This window comes from Pseudoalteromonas sp. S1650 (genome assembly GCF_005887195.1).
Lineage (GTDB): Bacteria > Pseudomonadota > Gammaproteobacteria > Enterobacterales > Alteromonadaceae > Pseudoalteromonas > Pseudoalteromonas simplex.
This window is the reverse complement of the sequence record NZ_PNDF01000098.1, coordinates 1-16,385: the sequence shown is the minus strand read 5'-3', so window position 1 is coordinate 16,385 and position 16,385 is coordinate 1. Positions and strand designations below refer to the sequence as shown.

Genomic DNA, 16,385 nt, shown 5'->3' with positions numbered 1-16,385 from the left:
AAACTAAAATTACTTGATTTTAGCTTCTTTGAAAATCACGTGTTTACGAGCTTTAGGATCGTATTTTTTGATTTCCATTTTTTCAGGCATGTTACGCTTGTTCTTGTCGGTAGTGTAGAAAAAACCAGTACCAGCAGTTGAAACTAAACGGATCTTATCGCGCATGATTCAGTTCCTTAAACTTTTTCGCCACGAGCACGGATTTCTGTAAGAACCGCGTCGATGCCTTTTTTATCGATAATACGCATACCTTTAGTAGTAGTGCGTAGTGTTACAAAACGTTTTTCACTTTCAACCCAAAAACGGTGAGTTTGTAGGTTAGGTAGGAAACGACGTTTAGTCGCGTTTCTCGCGTGTGAACGGTGATTACCAACCGCTGGACGCTTACCTGTAACTTGACATACTTTAGACATGTCTATATATCTCCAATAACTTCGCTCGAGCTTAATTTTCCCTTAGGCCAGTATTTGTGCCCCGGGATAAATCGAAGGGCGCTCTTTATACAGCTTATACAGGCAAAGATCAAGTAACAGATCTTATCCAATCAGCTCATGTGTAAATTTGATAGCGGCTAATTATAAAGATCGAATGCCCTTAGGGAAAGTAAAAACTGCATTTAAATTAAACTAATTTCTAAAATCGCCCTAAACTGCTCATTTTTAACACACTCTCTAATACAGTTGGCTCTATATAAGCCCTCTTTCGGCAAACGAAACACAATTTTCACCACCCACTATGATGTGATCCAGCACATTTATATCGACTAAGGCTAAAGCTTGCTGCAATTTAGTGGTGATCAATTTATCGGCCTGACTAGGCTCAGCCACCCCACTTGGGTGGTTATGAGCAAGTATTAGTGCCGCCGCATTATTACGCAGCGCTGCTTTAACCACTTCACGGGGGTACACAGACGCGGCATTAATAGTGCCGTAAAAAAGTACTTCGTCTTTAATCAACTGGTTTTGACTATCTAAGTACAGCACCATAAATACTTCCTGCTGTAAGCCACGTAACTGAATAGTTAAATAGTCATACACGGCTTGTGGCGAAGTAAATAACGCCTCGCGCTTACATTGCTCAAGCATATAGCGCCGGCTTAATTCAAGTACCGCTTGAAGCTGCACATACTTAGCAGCCCCTAAACCCTTTTGAGCGCAAAACTCTTGTTCAGATGCATTAAATAAGTCATGCAGCGTACTATTAATATCGAGCAGATGCTCAGCCAGTTCAATGGCATTCATGCCCGGCACACCGGTTCGTAAGAATATTGCTAATAACTCTGCATCTGAGAGTGCTTTGGCACCTTGGGCAAGTAACTTCTCCCGCGGCCTTGCTGATAAAGGTAAATCGGTTAATGGCATTGCTTCATCCTTAAAACAACTATTCCATATATTAAACTGTACTATAAAATTTAGTTTTTTCCTGTCTGTAGAAAAGAAAACTTCATGCTATCGGTAAAGATTTGCTATCGTTAGCCCATATCGACAAAGGTTAAATTTCACGTAATGACAAAATCAGTAAATAAAAAAATCCTGTTAGGTATGAGTGGTGGTATTGCAGCCTATAAATGCGCAGAACTTGTTCGCCGTTTAAAAGATCAAGGCTGTGAAGTAAAAGTCGTCATGACCGACTCAGCCAAACACTTTATTACTCCTTTGACTATGCAAGCGGTAAGCGGTGAGATTGTTTCTGATTCATTACTCGACCCAGCAGCAGAAGCCGCAATGGGTCATATCGAATTTGCCAAATGGGCAGACCTTATTTTAGTCGCCCCTGCAACCAGTAATATTTTAGCGAAAATGGCCATGGGTATTGCAGATGACTTACTGACGACCCTACTACTGGCTACCCCTGCAAAAGTGGCGGTTGCACCTGCCATGAATCAACAAATGTATGCCCACCCTGCTACACAAGCAAACCTTGCCACACTTAACGAGCGTGGCGTGGCTATTTGGGGCCCAGGTAAAGGCGAGCAAGCCTGTGGTGATGTAGGCGCAGGACGCATGTTAGAGCCTCATGAGTTAGTCGCGCTTTGTACACAACCTGAAGTAGAGCCACTACTTGCAGGCAAAACTATCACGATTACTGCAGGACCAACCCGAGAAGCCCTCGACCCAGTTCGTTATATTTCTAACCACAGCTCAGGCAAAATGGGTTATGCCCTTGCTGAAGCTGCGCTTGCGTTAGGTGCAACGGTAAATCTGATTTCAGGCCCTGTAACAATTAAAGCACCTGCTAATGCCCTGCTTACTAATATAGAAAGTGCTGAGCAATTACTCACCGCCTCAATGGAACTGGCCGCGCAATCGGATGCTTTTATCGGCTGTGCAGCAGTGGCTGATTACCGTGCAGCTGCAATTCATGAGCAAAAGATGAAAAAGCAAGGTGATGAACTGACCCTCACTTTAGTTAAGAACCCAGATGTCATCGCTAATGTCGCTGCGCTTAGCGAAAACCGCCCTTATACCGTTGGCTTTGCGGCAGAAACTCAAGATGTTGCAAGCTATGCTCAAGGTAAATTAAAGAACAAAAACCTCGATATGATCTGCGCAAATGACGTATCAAAAGAAGGCCTTGGCTTTAATTCTGATCATAATGCTTTAACACTCTTCTGGCACAATGAGCAGCTAGATTTAGCAATGGGAAGTAAAAAAGATTTAGCCATGAGCGTAATGACTGAGCTTGCCAAGCGTTTGTAAAAATGCTGGAAAGAAACTGAATAAAACATTAACATAAACCACTCATTTGCACAAAAAATGGCTTGTCTGACTCCCAACAGCGCAAGTAATAAATTATAAGAAAGGAATGGTCATGCCTGCGACAAAAAGAAGTAATCGCAAAGAGCAGATTCTGCAAGCACTCGCACAAATGTTAGAAACCAGCCCAGGTCAACGTATCACAACCGCAAAACTTGCGGCTGAGGTCGGTGTGTCTGAAGCTGCGTTATATCGTCATTTTCCGAGTAAAGCACGGATGTTTGAGGGCCTAATCGAGTTTATTGAAGATACCCTGTTATCACGCATTAACCTCATTTTAGAAAATGAGAAAGAAAGCCAAACACGTGTGTACAATATTTTGCTGTTATTGTTAGCCTTCGCCGAGAAAAACCCGGGCATTACCCGCATTTTGACCGGTGATGCCTTACAAGGTGAGCAAGAGCGTTTACGTGAGCGTGTACAAGGCTTATTTGAAAAGCTAGAAACTCAGTTCAAGCAAGTGCTACGCGAGCGCAAACTGCGCGAAGGTAAAGCATTCCAGTCAGACGAAAGCACCCTAGCCAACTTCTTACTCGCCTATGTAGAAGGTAAGATGAACCAATTCGTGCGCAGCGACTTTAAAGCAAAACCCAGTGCACAATTTGAAAAGCAATGGCCAGAGTTACAAAAGATTTGGTTGTAGTTCAAGTTTTATTAGCTGGTAGTTAAACTACCAGCTTAATACCTACCTTATATACACTTGATTTGAAAAATATTTCTTTTTTGAGTTAGTTAATTGAATTTCGGCCTGGTTACCAACAAGCTGCAATAGTAAGCCCTGAGCAATTTCCCTTTCACCCAATTTCGATTTCACAACAACTTCTTTTCCTATTGCTCCTTGCAACCTCGGTTTAGGGAAACTCGCTTTAGTAACTGGTTTTAGCCCTTCATTTTCAACAAACAAATTTAGACAATGCTGCTTAGCGGCACTGATCCAGTCATCATGGGATTTAACAATATCAACGTTATTTAAAAAGTGTATCAACGCACTATTTCGACTACTAAATTCACTCGAAACATCGGCCATATTTTTAACTTGCGCCCATTTACGAATAACAACGTACTTGCCTTGCGTGAGCCTCGCTAAACTCGTCGATGCGCCCGTCATCCGGCTATACCATTCGATTCTATAACAAGAAGAACCCAAGCTATGAAGTAGAATAGTCGTATTGCCAAATTCCTTAGTACTGCCCTCAATAACACTCACTTTCAATCCTTTAAGCAAAAGTAAATCAGACTTAAAGGATATGAAGAACAAGCCGTTATGATAATGAGCGACTTTCTTAGTAAGCCTAAGAAATATTCCTAGATTGCAGAGAATGGTTAAACAACTTAAATGGGCAATCGAGATTAAAGAGCAAAGAATGATGATTCATTTTGAATATTGAGCGGAGTGGGTTTTCTTAATTACGTAAAGATATAGAAAGAAAAAAGCCCCGCATTGCTGCGAGGCTTTTTATGTAATTTGGTGAGTCAGCCAGTAAGTCGTTGTTTTGTATGAGCGGAGTGGATTTTCTAAGCCCTAAAAAAACAAAAAGCCCGTAGCATTCACTACGGGCTTTAATATGATTTGGTGAGTCAGCCAGTAAGCCGCTGTTTTGTATGCGCGGAGTGGATTTTCTAAATAACTTTAAACACCCAGAAAAAAGCCCACAGTTTTTACTGTGGGCTTTCTTTAAATTTGGTGAGTCAGCCAATAAGCTGACAAGCAAAAATACCAACACGTTATAAAACAGCACTTTGGATTTAGTCTATCTATTTAGTGTCACACTCGTTGGCACAATTTGCAAGCTAAAACACTGTCAATTACATAACTACTTACATACAAATTCTAAGTTTGGAATTTGCATATTCTCAATGATTGGTGTACAAAATATAACCTTGTCAGATAAGATAAATTGGATAGATTTCAACAAAAAACCCAAAACAAAAACCATAAAGGAAAAATAATTGAGCTCTCTTCTCATTAGACTTTAGGGCTTAAATAAGGAATAGTATGTTAATTTACGTAAATCAGTTTGAGTTAATCGGCCCGCACAGCTTCTCTGCTGCTATATCAACAATCTCAGGATGGCTAAAACAAGTAACCAAAAAGCACTTCACTAATGATATGTTACTAAGTGGCGATGAGTTCACCATAGACAAAATGAAAGTTAGGACTTTCACAGCTACAGCAATGACCCCAGCCTTATATTCAATATTATTAAGTCACCCAGATAAGAGTGTGAAAGGAAGGCAGTGGATAACTGAAATAGGAGTAAAATTCGAAGGTAACTCAACAACTATTTCAATCCTCCTAGAAACAAGTGATATAAGCACTTTAGTTAAAGACATACCTAGTACTACTAGACCTAAACTGGTTAGCTACTTATTACAAAATGCCACTCTAAATCCAGAATCAACTTTAGGGCTCCATACACAAACCATAACCAACAATTATGACTCTTTTAAAGCATTTTGCTATGAAATAGAACGTTCAGATCGAAACTTTCCTCTCGTGTTTGTTAGTAACTGTAAAACAAACAAAGCACCGATAGTCAATCCATACAAATTACAAGAACAATTAGTTGGTTTAGCTCAAGTTATACACTCAGAAGAGGAGATTGATAGCTGGGAACTTGAAAAAGTTTTAACTCGCAAATACTCCGCTTGGGATGGGGCTGTAAATATTATCTATCCATCGTTTGGCAGAGAATATTGTGGAAATAGACTAATCCGAAGCGATACGCTTTCATCTCTAAATGATAAATATGAAAATAAATTTCAGCATATACTTTCATATATCACACACACAACTAATGGCTATAATAAGAAACGTCACTTTAGTCCTACTGATGTTAGAGCCAAAAGACAAAAAGACTCAAGAATTCAATTAAAAGAGCGTTTTAATGAACTCAATTCGGACGGTGAATACAAAAGTCTTGCTGAAGAGGCATTTGAACAGCTTGAAGAGCAAGAAAGTGTATTCGCTCAACTCAAGGAGAAGTATGAAAGAGAGGCTGATGATCAACTTTTAGCTAATTTAGAAGCTAACCAAGAACTAACCCAATGTAAAAATGATAAACGAGTTCTAGAAATCCGACTCAACGACTTCATGGATAAACCTTTCAAACAAGGTAAGCCGATTCTTATTTTTGGTGATGAAAGTGAAAAGTATGAAGGTGAAATATCGGAACTAGTAATTGATGCTCTAAACAATTACATTAAAAACAGTAAACAGACCTCTAGAAAATACCACCTATTGCAAGATATCTTAAATAACAACCCAATTGAAGCTGCTCGTCCGGTAGTTTTCGATGAATTAAAACAGATATTTAATAATTACAACGGTATGACTTCTCCCATGAAACAAGCCCTGAAATGTATTGGGTTAGAAGTTATTCAAGATGGCAATCATAACCACTTACGCTTTATCAATGATGATCGTTGCAAAGTGACTTTTGCAAAAACACCAAGTGATAGACGAGCTAGCGGTAATATTGTTAGAGACATAAAAGCAGAGCTGTTTTAAATTTACGGGAGCTTGCTTAATCCAATCTAATAGGTCGGTACTGATAGTGTTCAATTATTAAAAAATACTGAGCTGCAGTAGGTGGTATCAAAATAGGCTAAATATCAAGGCCGCTTGAATTATCAAGCGGCTTTTGGGCTTTGTGACTCGCCATAATTTAAGACTAGAAAAATAGCTGATAGACTAAACTTGCATGTTCAAACTTACAGTGGTACATCAACAAACTTTATGCTAACAATAAAATTTTCACGCTAATAACAAAGAAACTCTAGATTAAATTCTTTCATGTGAAAGGCATTAGCAAAAGTAAATTCATCGTAGCGCTCTGTCAGTGACAACATTACAGCATCCGGTACATCCATTCCCCCCTCATAACTATCTAACTGTAATGGGTTAAGGAATGGTGCTATTTCATTAATTTCAGTAAGCATTTCCAAAAGCTTAACAGAAATTTCTTCCGCCTGTTCCTCACTACAATCATCAGTCAAAAGTGCGCAAAAAGATATATTGTACTCATCAGCATTTTCATCATCAGGGTCAATATAGACCCTTACAGAATCTATGTTACCCTGATTTTCCTGAAGAAAATCTGAGAACCATTTACCTTCTTTAGTATAGTAAGATTTAAAGGCTCGATTAAACTTATCAGGGAAAGGTACTCTAGTGTACTCTAATCTTCTCCAATCTAAGAGACGTCGCTTTTGCCAAGACTCAAGTTGTCCAAGCCTGATAAGTTCATCATCAAACAACTTCAAAACAGCTTCTTGATTCACTTTAGAAAGCTCAGTTTCTTTAAAACTATAAAAGTCTTCACCTATTTTCAAAACTAATTTGCTATAGTCTTGAGCATTTAATAGATGTCGGTTCTTTTCTTCATTGAACTTTTTATCTTTCTTTCCCTGTAGAACTTCAATAGTGTTCCTAGAAGCAATACCGCACTCTTGCGTGAGAACTAATAAAATATTAGAAGGTCCTACTTTTCCATCCGAGAATAGTCCAAATCGCCCTGCTTTTATGTCTTGAAAAATTGAATTATCGCTATCAATCCCCTTATTGAAAGTAAGGATTGTTCCCTGACGAATACCAATTTCAATCAACTCTTGCACTGACTAAACCTACCCCAAATTAGCCCACTTGACCTATACCAGCTAACCGAGTAGCAGCTAAGTTCGAATCTATTTTAACCTTTCTAAGCGTTATACTATCTAATTTATCACTTGCCTTTTCAAAATAAGGTACCGTCTTTTCAAGACTATCTTTGTTCGCAAGCAAATGCTGCACTAGTGTTTTCCTTTCAATAAGGACACTTCGCATGGCTTTGCTTATGTCACCATTAAATGACTCTTCTATATAATTCACAAAGCTAGCGAGTTTAAAATATGGTTCCATATTTTTCACTTTACCTTTTCTATGCAAATCTAAAGAGGCCCTTGAAATATCAAGTAACTTAGCAATTTCTTGGATTTTTAACCCTAACACCCTCTGACATAGAGATACACAATCCTCAACATGTAATAATGCAGGCAAAAGCTGCTCGCTCTCAGCTTTAGTATTTGGGGAGTAAATGACATAGGTGTTATTTTCTACATGTACTCTAGGAGGCAGAAATCTAGCTTCTTTTTCTGTATAAACCTCTATCGGAGGTGGCAACATTGCAGCTGGCCCACCAATACTAGCCAAATCATATACTTGCATAAACTTACTCCATCAATTCCCAAATTCCATTACAAACTTCAGTATTAATCATTTTATCAAATGTTAATCGACCTTCTTTATACAACTCTTCTAAATGGTCTCTAATGACGGTCTTATTGTCTTCAGGTGTAATTAATTTTGAACCTTGGGTATGCACTAGTGCGTAATGCTTACCAACCGAACTTTCTGGATATTCCACAGAAATTGGCATGCCTAATTTACTATCAGGTTCTATCAGAGTGTCAGGTAAAAGCTTTGGTAAGTTTCTTTGTTCACTTTCTCCCGTAGCCCCTATCGGTAGCTGCTCTAGAGATACCTGTACTTTCTCTCTTTTAGAGTCAAGAATTCGGCTAAAGTTTAATCCGCCAAATTGAAAAAAATCGTTGTCATTACTATAGAATTGACCTATAGGCAAAGTGACTCCTTGAAACATGTCTGCTAATTCACATTCCACAGGAATAAAATGATCAACATAATGAAGTTCAATCTCACTAATTGGATTTTCTACAGCAAAGCCGCTTCCAATAAACTTCTCATAGAATGAATAGGCATCATCCAAAAAATGTTTATGATCGTCATATTCACTCAATCTGAACTCTAAGACTTGCTCCGAAATAATAGCGCAACGCTTGCTATTAGCTGAAAAAAAACCAACTCTATCAACTGTTCCTTCGGAAAATTTAAAGTTTTCACCAGACTGGTGTAATTCTAATTGATTGACTTTACTTACAACAATCCTCTCAAGACCAATTGTATCTAGTTTATTAAGAACATCTTTATATTTGTCTTCAGCATATTTGCCAAACACCTTGCTAAATTTTAACTTAGCAACAACGTATTTGACTGGCGGCTTTTGATATTTCACTTTTTATCCTATGAGTTCAGCTTAGAAGTAGACATTTTTTTTGACGTTTCATTTGACGTGATTATGAACTAATAGTTCCCTACTTTCAATTAATCTTATAAAACAGTAGCTGCTTTTTCAGAACAATTGAGCATAACGATAAATTATTTATAAATATATTTTCTCAAATATTAAAGCCTATTTTTCTTTTAGGCTGCTTATACTTATGCCCCATCTCTAGTATTTCGAGGGCCTCCCTTACCAATACTCGCCCTTTTTTAAAGCGCTTCCGTCTTGATAGCAATGCAAAGTCACCCATAGTCAAATTCACCATACTTTCTAAGCGGATTTTTTCATTATTTAATGGGAGCTCACCCATTACCTTTTCAAACACCTCTAAGGATTGCTTAGGCGTCAAAGGTAATAACTCGATCTTAAAATCCATACGTCTCAATAAAGCCTTGTCTAACCTTTCAAAGAAGTTAGTAGCAATAAAAAGAGGTAACTGGAACCTTTCAATTTGCACTAGAAGTTCGTTTACTTGAGACACTTCCCATGGCTTTGTTGCTCCTTCTCGCGTTGATAAGAAACTATCAGCCTCATCAAGAAGAAGAGCCTTACCTTCCTTAGTTGCAAGCTCAAAATATCTAGCTATATTTTTCTCACTTTCGCCTACATACTTACCAAGAAGGTCAGATGCCTTAACAGTTAGCAGGTTGATTGATAACTCTTTACATACATAGTGTACGAAAGCAGACTTACCTGTCCCTGAAGCGCCATACAATAGGACCCTAGCTTCATTGAAATTATCAACAGCACGAATAACCTCTAAAAGACTACTTACATCACCTTTAACATTGCAGAACTCAGGGTCAAACTCAATCTCAGCTCTGTAGTTATTTAAGCACCAAAAGGGTCTACCTTGCACCTGCAGACTTTGTTCTAGGTAAGATTCAATGTATACCTCAGCTTTAACACCTTGCACATCGCAAGCCTTACAAAGCTCCCTCCCTTTATTTAATAAGGCTGGTGTTAAATCACTTACAGTTAAAAGGCTAGATTTAAATTCTTTTGAAACTCTTAGTCCTTTTAGTGATTTATCCAATAAGCCCTGTCTTGCATCATCAGGTAAGTTTGGTAATTCCAATACATATGAAAAGCGGCGAATACAACTCGGAGGGATCAACTCAGGGTTGTTAGTTATCCAAATTGTTGGGGTACAATTAGTTTCTAAAAGCTCGTGAAATAAATCCTTAGAGACTTTTGTTCCATGATGAAATGAAGAATAAACATCTTCACATTCATCAATTAACAGCCAATTACCTGCTTTACCGCTGAATAACCTTTGAGTCATTCTAAGATACTGTAATCGTAACTGAGCACTACTATACCTTGAGTTGAGCTCATCATGAGGATTCACAATGCTCTCACCAAGAGCTTTAACTTCAAATAAATTAGCATTTATTTGATCAATGATAAGCCTTGCAAGCTCGGTTTTTCCGACTCCTGGTTCACCATAAAACAAGATATTAATACCATGCAGCCCTTTTACATGAGTAGATTCCACAAGGTCGGTTAATATATCCATGTTTAAGTGACTATAATTATTAATTTTCAGTGTCGATTTAGGTAGTTTAGAAATGACATGTGAAAGTAATTGCGAAAAATCTTTAGAAGGCTTAAACGCTAAACTTTTTGCAAAGTAAGGATGCATTTGTAACATATCATCTGCATTTACCGAGCACTCTTCCCACAACCCTGTTTTCGAAAGCATTTCTAAAGTATGTTTTAAAGTTAAGAAATCTATATCGAGTGCATCCGAAATTAATTGATACAAATGATTCTGACTCAAACCGAGTTGCGTTTCGATATACTCATTAAAAGGTGAGCTAAAACTATTTAACGCGATGAATGCTAGTAACTTTACAGACTCTATAGGCAGATCATAGGCACTTCTAAATATTTGGCAGTTAGCCTCTAATATGGATTGCGTTCGACCTTGTTCCATCGCACTCTTAAAGTGTTCATATATGGAATTAGGAAAGCATGATTTGGAACCATCAAAATGAAAAGGCCTACCACTAATACTTTTGATTGTAATTGGTTTCAACTCATTCAAAGCCTCCAAGTCAAACATACTACTTTTAGTTAAGCGATATGCTAAATTAGCCCCTAAATCATATAACTCACGATTAAGCATTTTATTCACCTCGGCTAAAGTCTAAAGCTTGAGCTGCCTGTATTTGAGCTTCTATACCCCGCTTATCATATAATTGGGTGGTACTAACATTTGCATGCCCAGCCATACGACTGACAGTTAAAACATCAGCTCCACTATTTAATAACTCAGTTATGTATGTACGACGTAAATCATGTGGTGTATATCGGCGATTCAAAATAGTTTTTGTTCTTTTGACTACAAGTCTATATAGGGCATCACTACTCAGACCTTTAAAACGACCTCTTGCCAAGAAGAGTGGCCCTTGATTACTGCCTCTAATCCCTAGCCATTGCTCAATACTACTAATAGACCACTTAGGTAAAAATTGACGCCTAAACTTTCCTCCCTTCCCTGAACGAATAAGTATCTGACCAACCTCAGAAATATAATCAGCTAACTCCAAGTTACATAACTCAGTTCTTCTAATACCTGTTGATAATAACATTGTAAAAATCGCAAGATCTCTTGTCCCAACCCAATCACTTTTCATTTTCATTTCTTTGAGTAGTGTATTAATGTGCTCTGGCGAGAGTGCTTGACCTTTATCACTACTTTGGTTCTTTACACTTTTTACTGACTTAATTCGCATCAAGTCTTTGTGACTAATCAACTCTAAACTATATGCAGCATTCACTATTCCCTTAATCAATTGAATTGCTCTATTAATTGTTTTTCTTGCTTGGCCTTGGTTAAGCATTTGTACTTTCAGCATTTCTAATTGACTATAACTAAGTAAATGAAATGGTTGTTCTTCGAGTGGTTTAGGCCAATTTAATACTTGTCTCATTGTATTCAGTTGCGAATAACAAGATCGCTTCCCTGAAGCTGCTAAGCCATTTAAATATAGCTTGACGGGGTTATTAATTTTCATATAAAGCTCCAAATGTTAAAGCTTTATAGTTAGCTAGTTCTGACTAAATATTAACCTAAAAAGTTGACCTCCATTATATAAGAATAATTCCTAGACATAACACACTAAGTTAACGATATACTTAGCAATTATGGAGGGAATTATGCGTATAGGCATTATTGAAGATCATCAACTTGTTAGAGACAGTTTCAAAAAATTGCTTGAACTTAATAATGATTGGGAGGTAGTAATTGAAGCTTGTTCAGTTAGTGAAGCTAAGTTAGCAGTTGGTTTAGAGCAACCTCATGTATTTATTGTTGATATTTCTATGCATGACGGTGAAAACGGACTCGCATTTCTTACTTATCTAAACACTCACTTCCCCGACATAAAAACCATAGTTGCCTCTATGTATGACTACGAACCCTACGTTAGCAACGCATTAAAGCTCGGCGCTAAAGGTTATGTATCTAAACGCTCAGCATCAGAAGCTTTAATTAATGCAGTCAATTCAGTCATTAATGGAGGACAGTACATAAGTGAAGATGTGAAATTTAATACCACCTCCCCTGCAAGCAAACTTTCTTTCTTAACGCCAAGAGAGAAAGAGGCACTACCCTTATTTGCTAAAGGGTTGAACGCCAAAGAAGTTGCCCAAAAACTCGATATGATGCCCAAAACAGCTCACGTACATAAAACGAATATATACAACAAACTTGAAGTCAGTAATTCATTTGAATTATTAAAAATTGCTATAGATTCCGGGATGATCACACTTGATGAACTGGCATAAGCTCGTTTCAACAAAATACTCTTCACGTAGCTTTATAACTGAAGTGTTTAACCAGTTATTGGTGTTTGCGCTTTACTTTTTAGCCTTATATTTATCCTCTTGGGTGAGTAATCATTTAGAAACTGTTGCCCAAAGTAGTGCTATTTACTTGCCTGCGGGGGTGAAGCTTGCATTTTTTGTTATTTTTCCTATGCGATTTTGGCCAATGCTTTGGATTGCCTCTCGACTTTATGCGTCGTATTTAGGTGTCTATTACAATAATGAATGGAACTTTGATCTATTTCACGGTTTCTTTCAAGAATTAACCTATATGGCTATCGTCCACAGCTTTAAGAAAAGCCGCTGGCCGCCAAAAATCACCTCTAATTCTGGCGCTTTGTCGTTAATTCTACTTGCAGTTTTTTCAGCTTCTTTTAAATGGTTTTTGTTCTCTAGCGCCTTTGAATTCACAACTTGGTTAGAGGATAAGCAAGTATTACATTATCAACTCAATATGACATTAGGCGACCTGACGGGGACATTATTAGTTGCCCCGGCATTATTGTTAATTAGCCAAAGTTATACCCGTATGCACTCTCGTTACCATGCTGTTATTTTATTAAGCTTATTAGCACTGGCGTTTCTTTATATAATTAGCTACCTGAGCCACCCAGACCTTTACCCCTTGCTACGCCTTTGCTCACTTCTTCCGGTTATTTGGTTTTCTTATAAGTTTGGAATTAAAGGAGCGATAGCAAGTGCCTTGGTAAGTAATGCGCTGATCGTTGCACAAGCAGGCCTCATCCAAGATGCGACCAATACTTACATTAGCCAATTATTTATTTTAGCTAACTCAGTAACTGGCTTGCTAATAGGAACTGCCACTAACGAGTTAAAAATCAAAAATAATCAGCTACAAGCCAGCAACGAAAAACTCACAGCGCTTCTTGAGAAAAATAAGCAACTCGCTAAACGTATGGTGACTGTGCAAGAAAATGAGCGAAAGTACTTGTCTCAAGAACTCCATGACGAATTAGGCCAAAACCTGACAGCCCTAAAAACAGATTTAACTATTTTATCGATTGCACTTGGAGAAAAAGAAAATTCAATAATTAGCACATTAAAATATAACGCCAAAGATATGTATGATTCAATTTATGAAATAATGCATAACTTACGGCCAAGAGAATTGGATGATCTTGGCCTAGAATTGGCAGTTAAGGCTGGTAAATTCAAACAGATTCTCACTAAATATAATATTGAATATCAAGCAGTTATAAACATAAATTCTCAAATATCAGATGAACATCAAACTGCTATCTACCGTATTTGTCAGGAGGCTGTAACGAACTGTGTTAAACATAGTGACTCAAGTAAACTGAAGATTTACTTAGAAACTTCTAAAAATAGTATTTATTTGCTTATAGAGGATAATGGTTCAGCTAAAGCTAAAAGCTCGAACTCTGGAAGCTATGGCCTATCATTTATTGAAGAACGTGTATTAGCGTTAAATGGTGTTTCCTCTATAAAATCAGGTGATGGCTATAAAATTGAAGTTATTTTTGAGGACATTTAAGCAATTAAACCCCCTTCTAGGAAAATTTCCTATATAAAAGTCACACCAAGTAAGTTGTAATAAATGTTTGACTTTAAGAAGGAAATTAATGTGGAGAAAAACACATTCAAACTCAGCAAGAAAGTACAATTTGCTGGATTTACCTTTTCTATAGTTTGCTTCTCTTTTTCATTTTACCTACAGCTCAATAGTGAGGAAATTAACTATTTAATAAAACCATTAAAGTACATCATTTCAAGATACCCAACCCTTAAAGAGGTTATTGATTTTATACTGGTTGATATATTCTCTGTTGTTTCAATTGTATTTGCTTCCTGCTTAATGCCACTAATTTTAAGGATGGCATTTAATAGTAGGTACAAAAACTTAGAGTATAAGGTCACCGGTAAAAACCTTCAAACTATCAATATTTTCACAGGGGTAATGATTACAATTCCATTCTCTACAATTGATAAAATTGATTTCAAAAAAAATGGGGTACATATAAACTTCATAGATAGCAAACATGAAATTCAAAAACACCACATACCAATATCATATTTAATTGATGGCGATAGATTTTCTCAACAACTAGCTACCAATTTTAATAAATTTAAAAATAACGATTTAAATTCTGATGAAAAATATACAATAACGTATCACTCATGTGATTATGATAAAACAGCCTTACCAAAACTATCTAAAATTCTAAAAACAGATTTAACCAATATCTCCAAACAGCTTTATGATAGTGGAATTGAAATAAAGAGAAGCATTTCTAGCTCTAATGCAAAAAAGTTAATATCTGCACTTAGAAAAATAAACATACCTGTAAAAATAACAAAAAATAAAAAATCACACTTTATAGATGACAAAAAGACATCCGAAATAAACTCTTTTTTTATTCCAACCTTTACCGCTATAGTTATCATAGAGCTTTTACCTGGCGGTATGATCTTACTATTACTAATTATTAATAAAATCTGCGAAAATGCGAGAATAAAAATAAAAGCAGGAGCAGGTTCAATGATGCTAGCAAGCTTATTTGAATTAATAGCGTCATCCGCATTTAATGTTGAAAACCCTATTTCATTTATAATATTCTCTGTTATCTCTCCAATCATACTTTCAGCAATTATAGCTTTCAATCTTAAAAACCAACTTGAACATACTTATAAAGGGTTTTGTAATAGATTTTTAACAGCTATATTTGGCGTTTATTACTTAACATTTAAAATAAACCGATTAGTTACTAATTCACATAAGGAAATTTAAGCTTAAATATCACTTATAATTAAAACTAAGCATTTGAATTTTGGAGAATAAAAATGGTAAAACAATTCAACCCTAAAGCTGTTGTTTTTCTGGCACTATTATCACTTTCCACAAACATAAATGCTATGGATGAAAAGTGTACAACAGTACTTAACGATTCATTTTTAAGCCCTGATATGTTTCAGTATTATTCATCAAATAATCCATTACGAGACTGGTCAAGCGACCTGATAGAGAGAGTAGATAAAAGAATCAATGAATGTATCAACTTATATCGAAAAAAATACGGTCAATCTAGTAGCAGAGTAAAACGAGCTGAAGAGAGCTATATAAAATTCTTAGGAAATAAAGAAAAAATCCAAGAACACCTTGATATATATAAAAACGTCTCAAATTTAAATTTAAAATATATTGAATTAACATCTCTATTAAATAGACTTGGACTTAATGTTAAGTCTAAATATGGAGGGATGTTCTTTAGCCATAAAAATAATATAGCTGAAGATAAAATAAAACCTGAGGATTTTAGCAATCTACAGCTTTTATCTAATCAAATTTCAACAATAGCAAAAACTATTTCAAATCAGTTCAAGCCAACAGCAAAGCAAATAAGAGAAATCAATAGAACCTTAAAAAACGCATCTCTTCCTGATTTGACAGATTTGAATCAATACACTAATGATTTTCTAAAAGAAGGTATATATCTACCTTACTTAGAACAACTGGAGAATGATGCGACCATATTCGAAGTGAAGTACACACAACATATAAAAAAAATGAAAGAAGATAGTTCGCGAATTCAACCCCGAAGTGCACCACTCGCTAAATTAGGCCGCATTGCGTAATTCGTTAAACACAACGAGAGGCTGTTTGTCACCTAGGCCCTTGGTAGGGGTGGGTTTTGCG

Annotated in this window: 16 protein-coding genes; 7 read left to right on the top strand and 9 right to left on the bottom strand. The window is 36.7% G+C overall.

What is annotated here, in order from left to right; translation table 11 throughout:
* Window positions 1–9: 9 nt before the first annotated feature.
* The 3 genes from rpmG to radC all read right to left on the bottom strand — a co-directional run bounded on the left by rpmG (window position 10) and on the right by radC (window position 1,361).
* A complete protein-coding gene (gene rpmG, locus CWB80_RS20945; protein ID WP_022946036.1) occupies window positions 10–165 on the bottom strand; it encodes a 50S ribosomal protein L33 in 156 nt (51 codons plus the stop codon).
* 11 nt (window positions 166–176) lie between these two features.
* Entirely contained in the window at window positions 177–413 is a 237-nt protein-coding gene (rpmB, locus tag CWB80_RS20940) for a 50S ribosomal protein L28 (protein WP_036973115.1), read from the bottom strand.
* 273 nt (window positions 414–686) lie between these two features.
* Window positions 687–1,361, bottom strand: a complete 675-nt coding sequence (gene radC / locus CWB80_RS20935; RefSeq protein ID WP_138601269.1) for a RadC family protein — start codon at window positions 1,359–1,361, stop codon at window positions 687–689.
* Between the two features lie 144 nt (window positions 1,362–1,505).
* Between radC and coaBC the strand changes: the two genes are divergently transcribed.
* Both coaBC and slmA read left to right on the top strand, forming a co-directional pair.
* Window positions 1,506–2,699, top strand: a complete 1,194-nt coding sequence (coaBC, locus tag CWB80_RS20930) for a bifunctional phosphopantothenoylcysteine decarboxylase/phosphopantothenate--cysteine ligase CoaBC (protein WP_138601266.1) — start codon at window positions 1,506–1,508, stop codon at window positions 2,697–2,699.
* Window positions 2,700–2,811: 112 nt separating this feature from the next.
* Window positions 2,812–3,399, top strand: a complete 588-nt coding sequence (slmA, locus tag CWB80_RS20925; RefSeq protein WP_054554189.1) for a nucleoid occlusion factor SlmA — start codon at window positions 2,812–2,814, stop codon at window positions 3,397–3,399.
* Window positions 3,400–3,441: 42 nt separating this feature from the next.
* On the opposite strand, the gene CWB80_RS20920 is transcribed toward slmA, so the two are convergent.
* Window positions 3,442–3,963: a hypothetical protein gene (locus tag CWB80_RS20920; protein WP_054554188.1), complete on the bottom strand. Its 522-nt coding sequence runs from the start codon at window positions 3,961–3,963 to the stop codon at window positions 3,442–3,444.
* 789 nt (window positions 3,964–4,752) lie between these two features.
* Here CWB80_RS20920 and CWB80_RS20915 point away from each other — a divergent pair.
* A complete protein-coding gene (locus CWB80_RS20915) occupies window positions 4,753–6,267 on the top strand; it encodes a hypothetical protein (RefSeq protein ID WP_138602500.1) in 1,515 nt (504 codons plus the stop codon).
* A 251-nt stretch (window positions 6,268–6,518) separates the two neighbouring features.
* On the opposite strand, the gene CWB80_RS20910 is transcribed toward CWB80_RS20915, so the two are convergent.
* From CWB80_RS20910 to CWB80_RS20890, 5 genes are all read right to left on the bottom strand, one after another.
* Window positions 6,519–7,373 (bottom strand): hypothetical protein, encoded by an 855-nt coding sequence (locus tag CWB80_RS20910; protein WP_138602502.1) that lies wholly within the window; start codon window positions 7,371–7,373, stop codon window positions 6,519–6,521.
* 19 nt (window positions 7,374–7,392) lie between these two features.
* Window positions 7,393–7,962 (bottom strand): hypothetical protein, encoded by a 570-nt coding sequence (locus CWB80_RS20905; protein ID WP_138602504.1) that lies wholly within the window; start codon window positions 7,960–7,962, stop codon window positions 7,393–7,395.
* A 4-nt stretch (window positions 7,963–7,966) separates the two neighbouring features.
* Window positions 7,967–8,827 carry a TIGR04255 family protein gene (locus CWB80_RS20900; RefSeq protein WP_138602506.1) on the bottom strand — a complete coding sequence of 287 codons (861 nt, stop codon included), beginning with the start codon at window positions 8,825–8,827 and terminating at the stop codon, window positions 7,967–7,969.
* A 163-nt stretch (window positions 8,828–8,990) separates the two neighbouring features.
* Window positions 8,991–11,006 (bottom strand): AAA family ATPase, encoded by a 2,016-nt coding sequence (locus tag CWB80_RS20895; RefSeq protein ID WP_138602508.1) that lies wholly within the window; start codon window positions 11,004–11,006, stop codon window positions 8,991–8,993.
* Between the two features lies 1 nt (window position 11,007).
* Window positions 11,008–11,898 (bottom strand): tyrosine-type recombinase/integrase, encoded by an 891-nt coding sequence (locus CWB80_RS20890; RefSeq protein ID WP_138602510.1) that lies wholly within the window; start codon window positions 11,896–11,898, stop codon window positions 11,008–11,010.
* Between the two features lie 142 nt (window positions 11,899–12,040).
* On the opposite strand from CWB80_RS20890, the gene CWB80_RS20885 reads away from it, so the two are divergent.
* From CWB80_RS20885 to CWB80_RS20870, 4 genes are all read left to right on the top strand, one after another.
* Entirely contained in the window at window positions 12,041–12,670 is a 630-nt protein-coding gene (locus CWB80_RS20885) for a response regulator transcription factor (RefSeq protein WP_138602512.1), read from the top strand.
* Window positions 12,671–12,713: 43 nt separating this feature from the next.
* Window positions 12,714–14,225 carry an MASE1 domain-containing protein gene (locus CWB80_RS20880; protein ID WP_249362669.1) on the top strand — a complete coding sequence of 504 codons (1,512 nt, stop codon included), beginning with the start codon at window positions 12,714–12,716 and terminating at the stop codon, window positions 14,223–14,225.
* Between the two features lie 63 nt (window positions 14,226–14,288).
* Window positions 14,289–15,479, top strand: a complete 1,191-nt coding sequence (locus CWB80_RS20875; RefSeq protein ID WP_138602516.1) for a hypothetical protein — start codon at window positions 14,289–14,291, stop codon at window positions 15,477–15,479.
* A 53-nt stretch (window positions 15,480–15,532) separates the two neighbouring features.
* Window positions 15,533–16,324 carry a hypothetical protein gene (locus CWB80_RS20870; RefSeq protein ID WP_138602518.1) on the top strand — a complete coding sequence of 264 codons (792 nt, stop codon included), beginning with the start codon at window positions 15,533–15,535 and terminating at the stop codon, window positions 16,322–16,324.
* Window positions 16,325–16,385: the final 61 nt, after the last annotated feature.

Excerpts from the sequence above, each read along its gene's own strand:
- rpmG (WP_022946036.1), bottom strand. The coding sequence starts at position 165 with ATGCGCGATAAGATCCGTTTAGTTTCAACTGCTGGTACTGGTTTTTTC.
- rpmB (WP_036973115.1), bottom strand. The coding sequence starts at position 413 with ATGTCTAAAGTATGTCAAGTTACAGGTAAGCGTCCAGCGGTTGGTAAT.
- radC (WP_138601269.1), bottom strand. The coding sequence starts at position 1,361 with ATGCCATTAACCGATTTACCTTTATCAGCAAGGCCGCGGGAGAAGTTA.
- coaBC (WP_138601266.1), top strand. The coding sequence starts at position 1,506 with ATGACAAAATCAGTAAATAAAAAAATCCTGTTAGGTATGAGTGGTGGT.
- slmA (WP_054554189.1), top strand. The coding sequence starts at position 2,812 with ATGCCTGCGACAAAAAGAAGTAATCGCAAAGAGCAGATTCTGCAAGCA.
- CWB80_RS20915 (WP_138602500.1), top strand. The coding sequence starts at position 4,753 with ATGTTAATTTACGTAAATCAGTTTGAGTTAATCGGCCCGCACAGCTTC.
- CWB80_RS20905 (WP_138602504.1), bottom strand. The coding sequence starts at position 7,962 with ATGCAAGTATATGATTTGGCTAGTATTGGTGGGCCAGCTGCAATGTTG.
- CWB80_RS20895 (WP_138602508.1), bottom strand. The coding sequence starts at position 11,006 with ATGCTTAATCGTGAGTTATATGATTTAGGGGCTAATTTAGCATATCGC.
- CWB80_RS20890 (WP_138602510.1), bottom strand. The coding sequence starts at position 11,898 with ATGAAAATTAATAACCCCGTCAAGCTATATTTAAATGGCTTAGCAGCT.
- CWB80_RS20885 (WP_138602512.1), top strand. The coding sequence starts at position 12,041 with ATGCGTATAGGCATTATTGAAGATCATCAACTTGTTAGAGACAGTTTC.
- CWB80_RS20875 (WP_138602516.1), top strand. The coding sequence starts at position 14,289 with ATGTTTGACTTTAAGAAGGAAATTAATGTGGAGAAAAACACATTCAAA.
- CWB80_RS20870 (WP_138602518.1), top strand. The coding sequence starts at position 15,533 with ATGGTAAAACAATTCAACCCTAAAGCTGTTGTTTTTCTGGCACTATTA.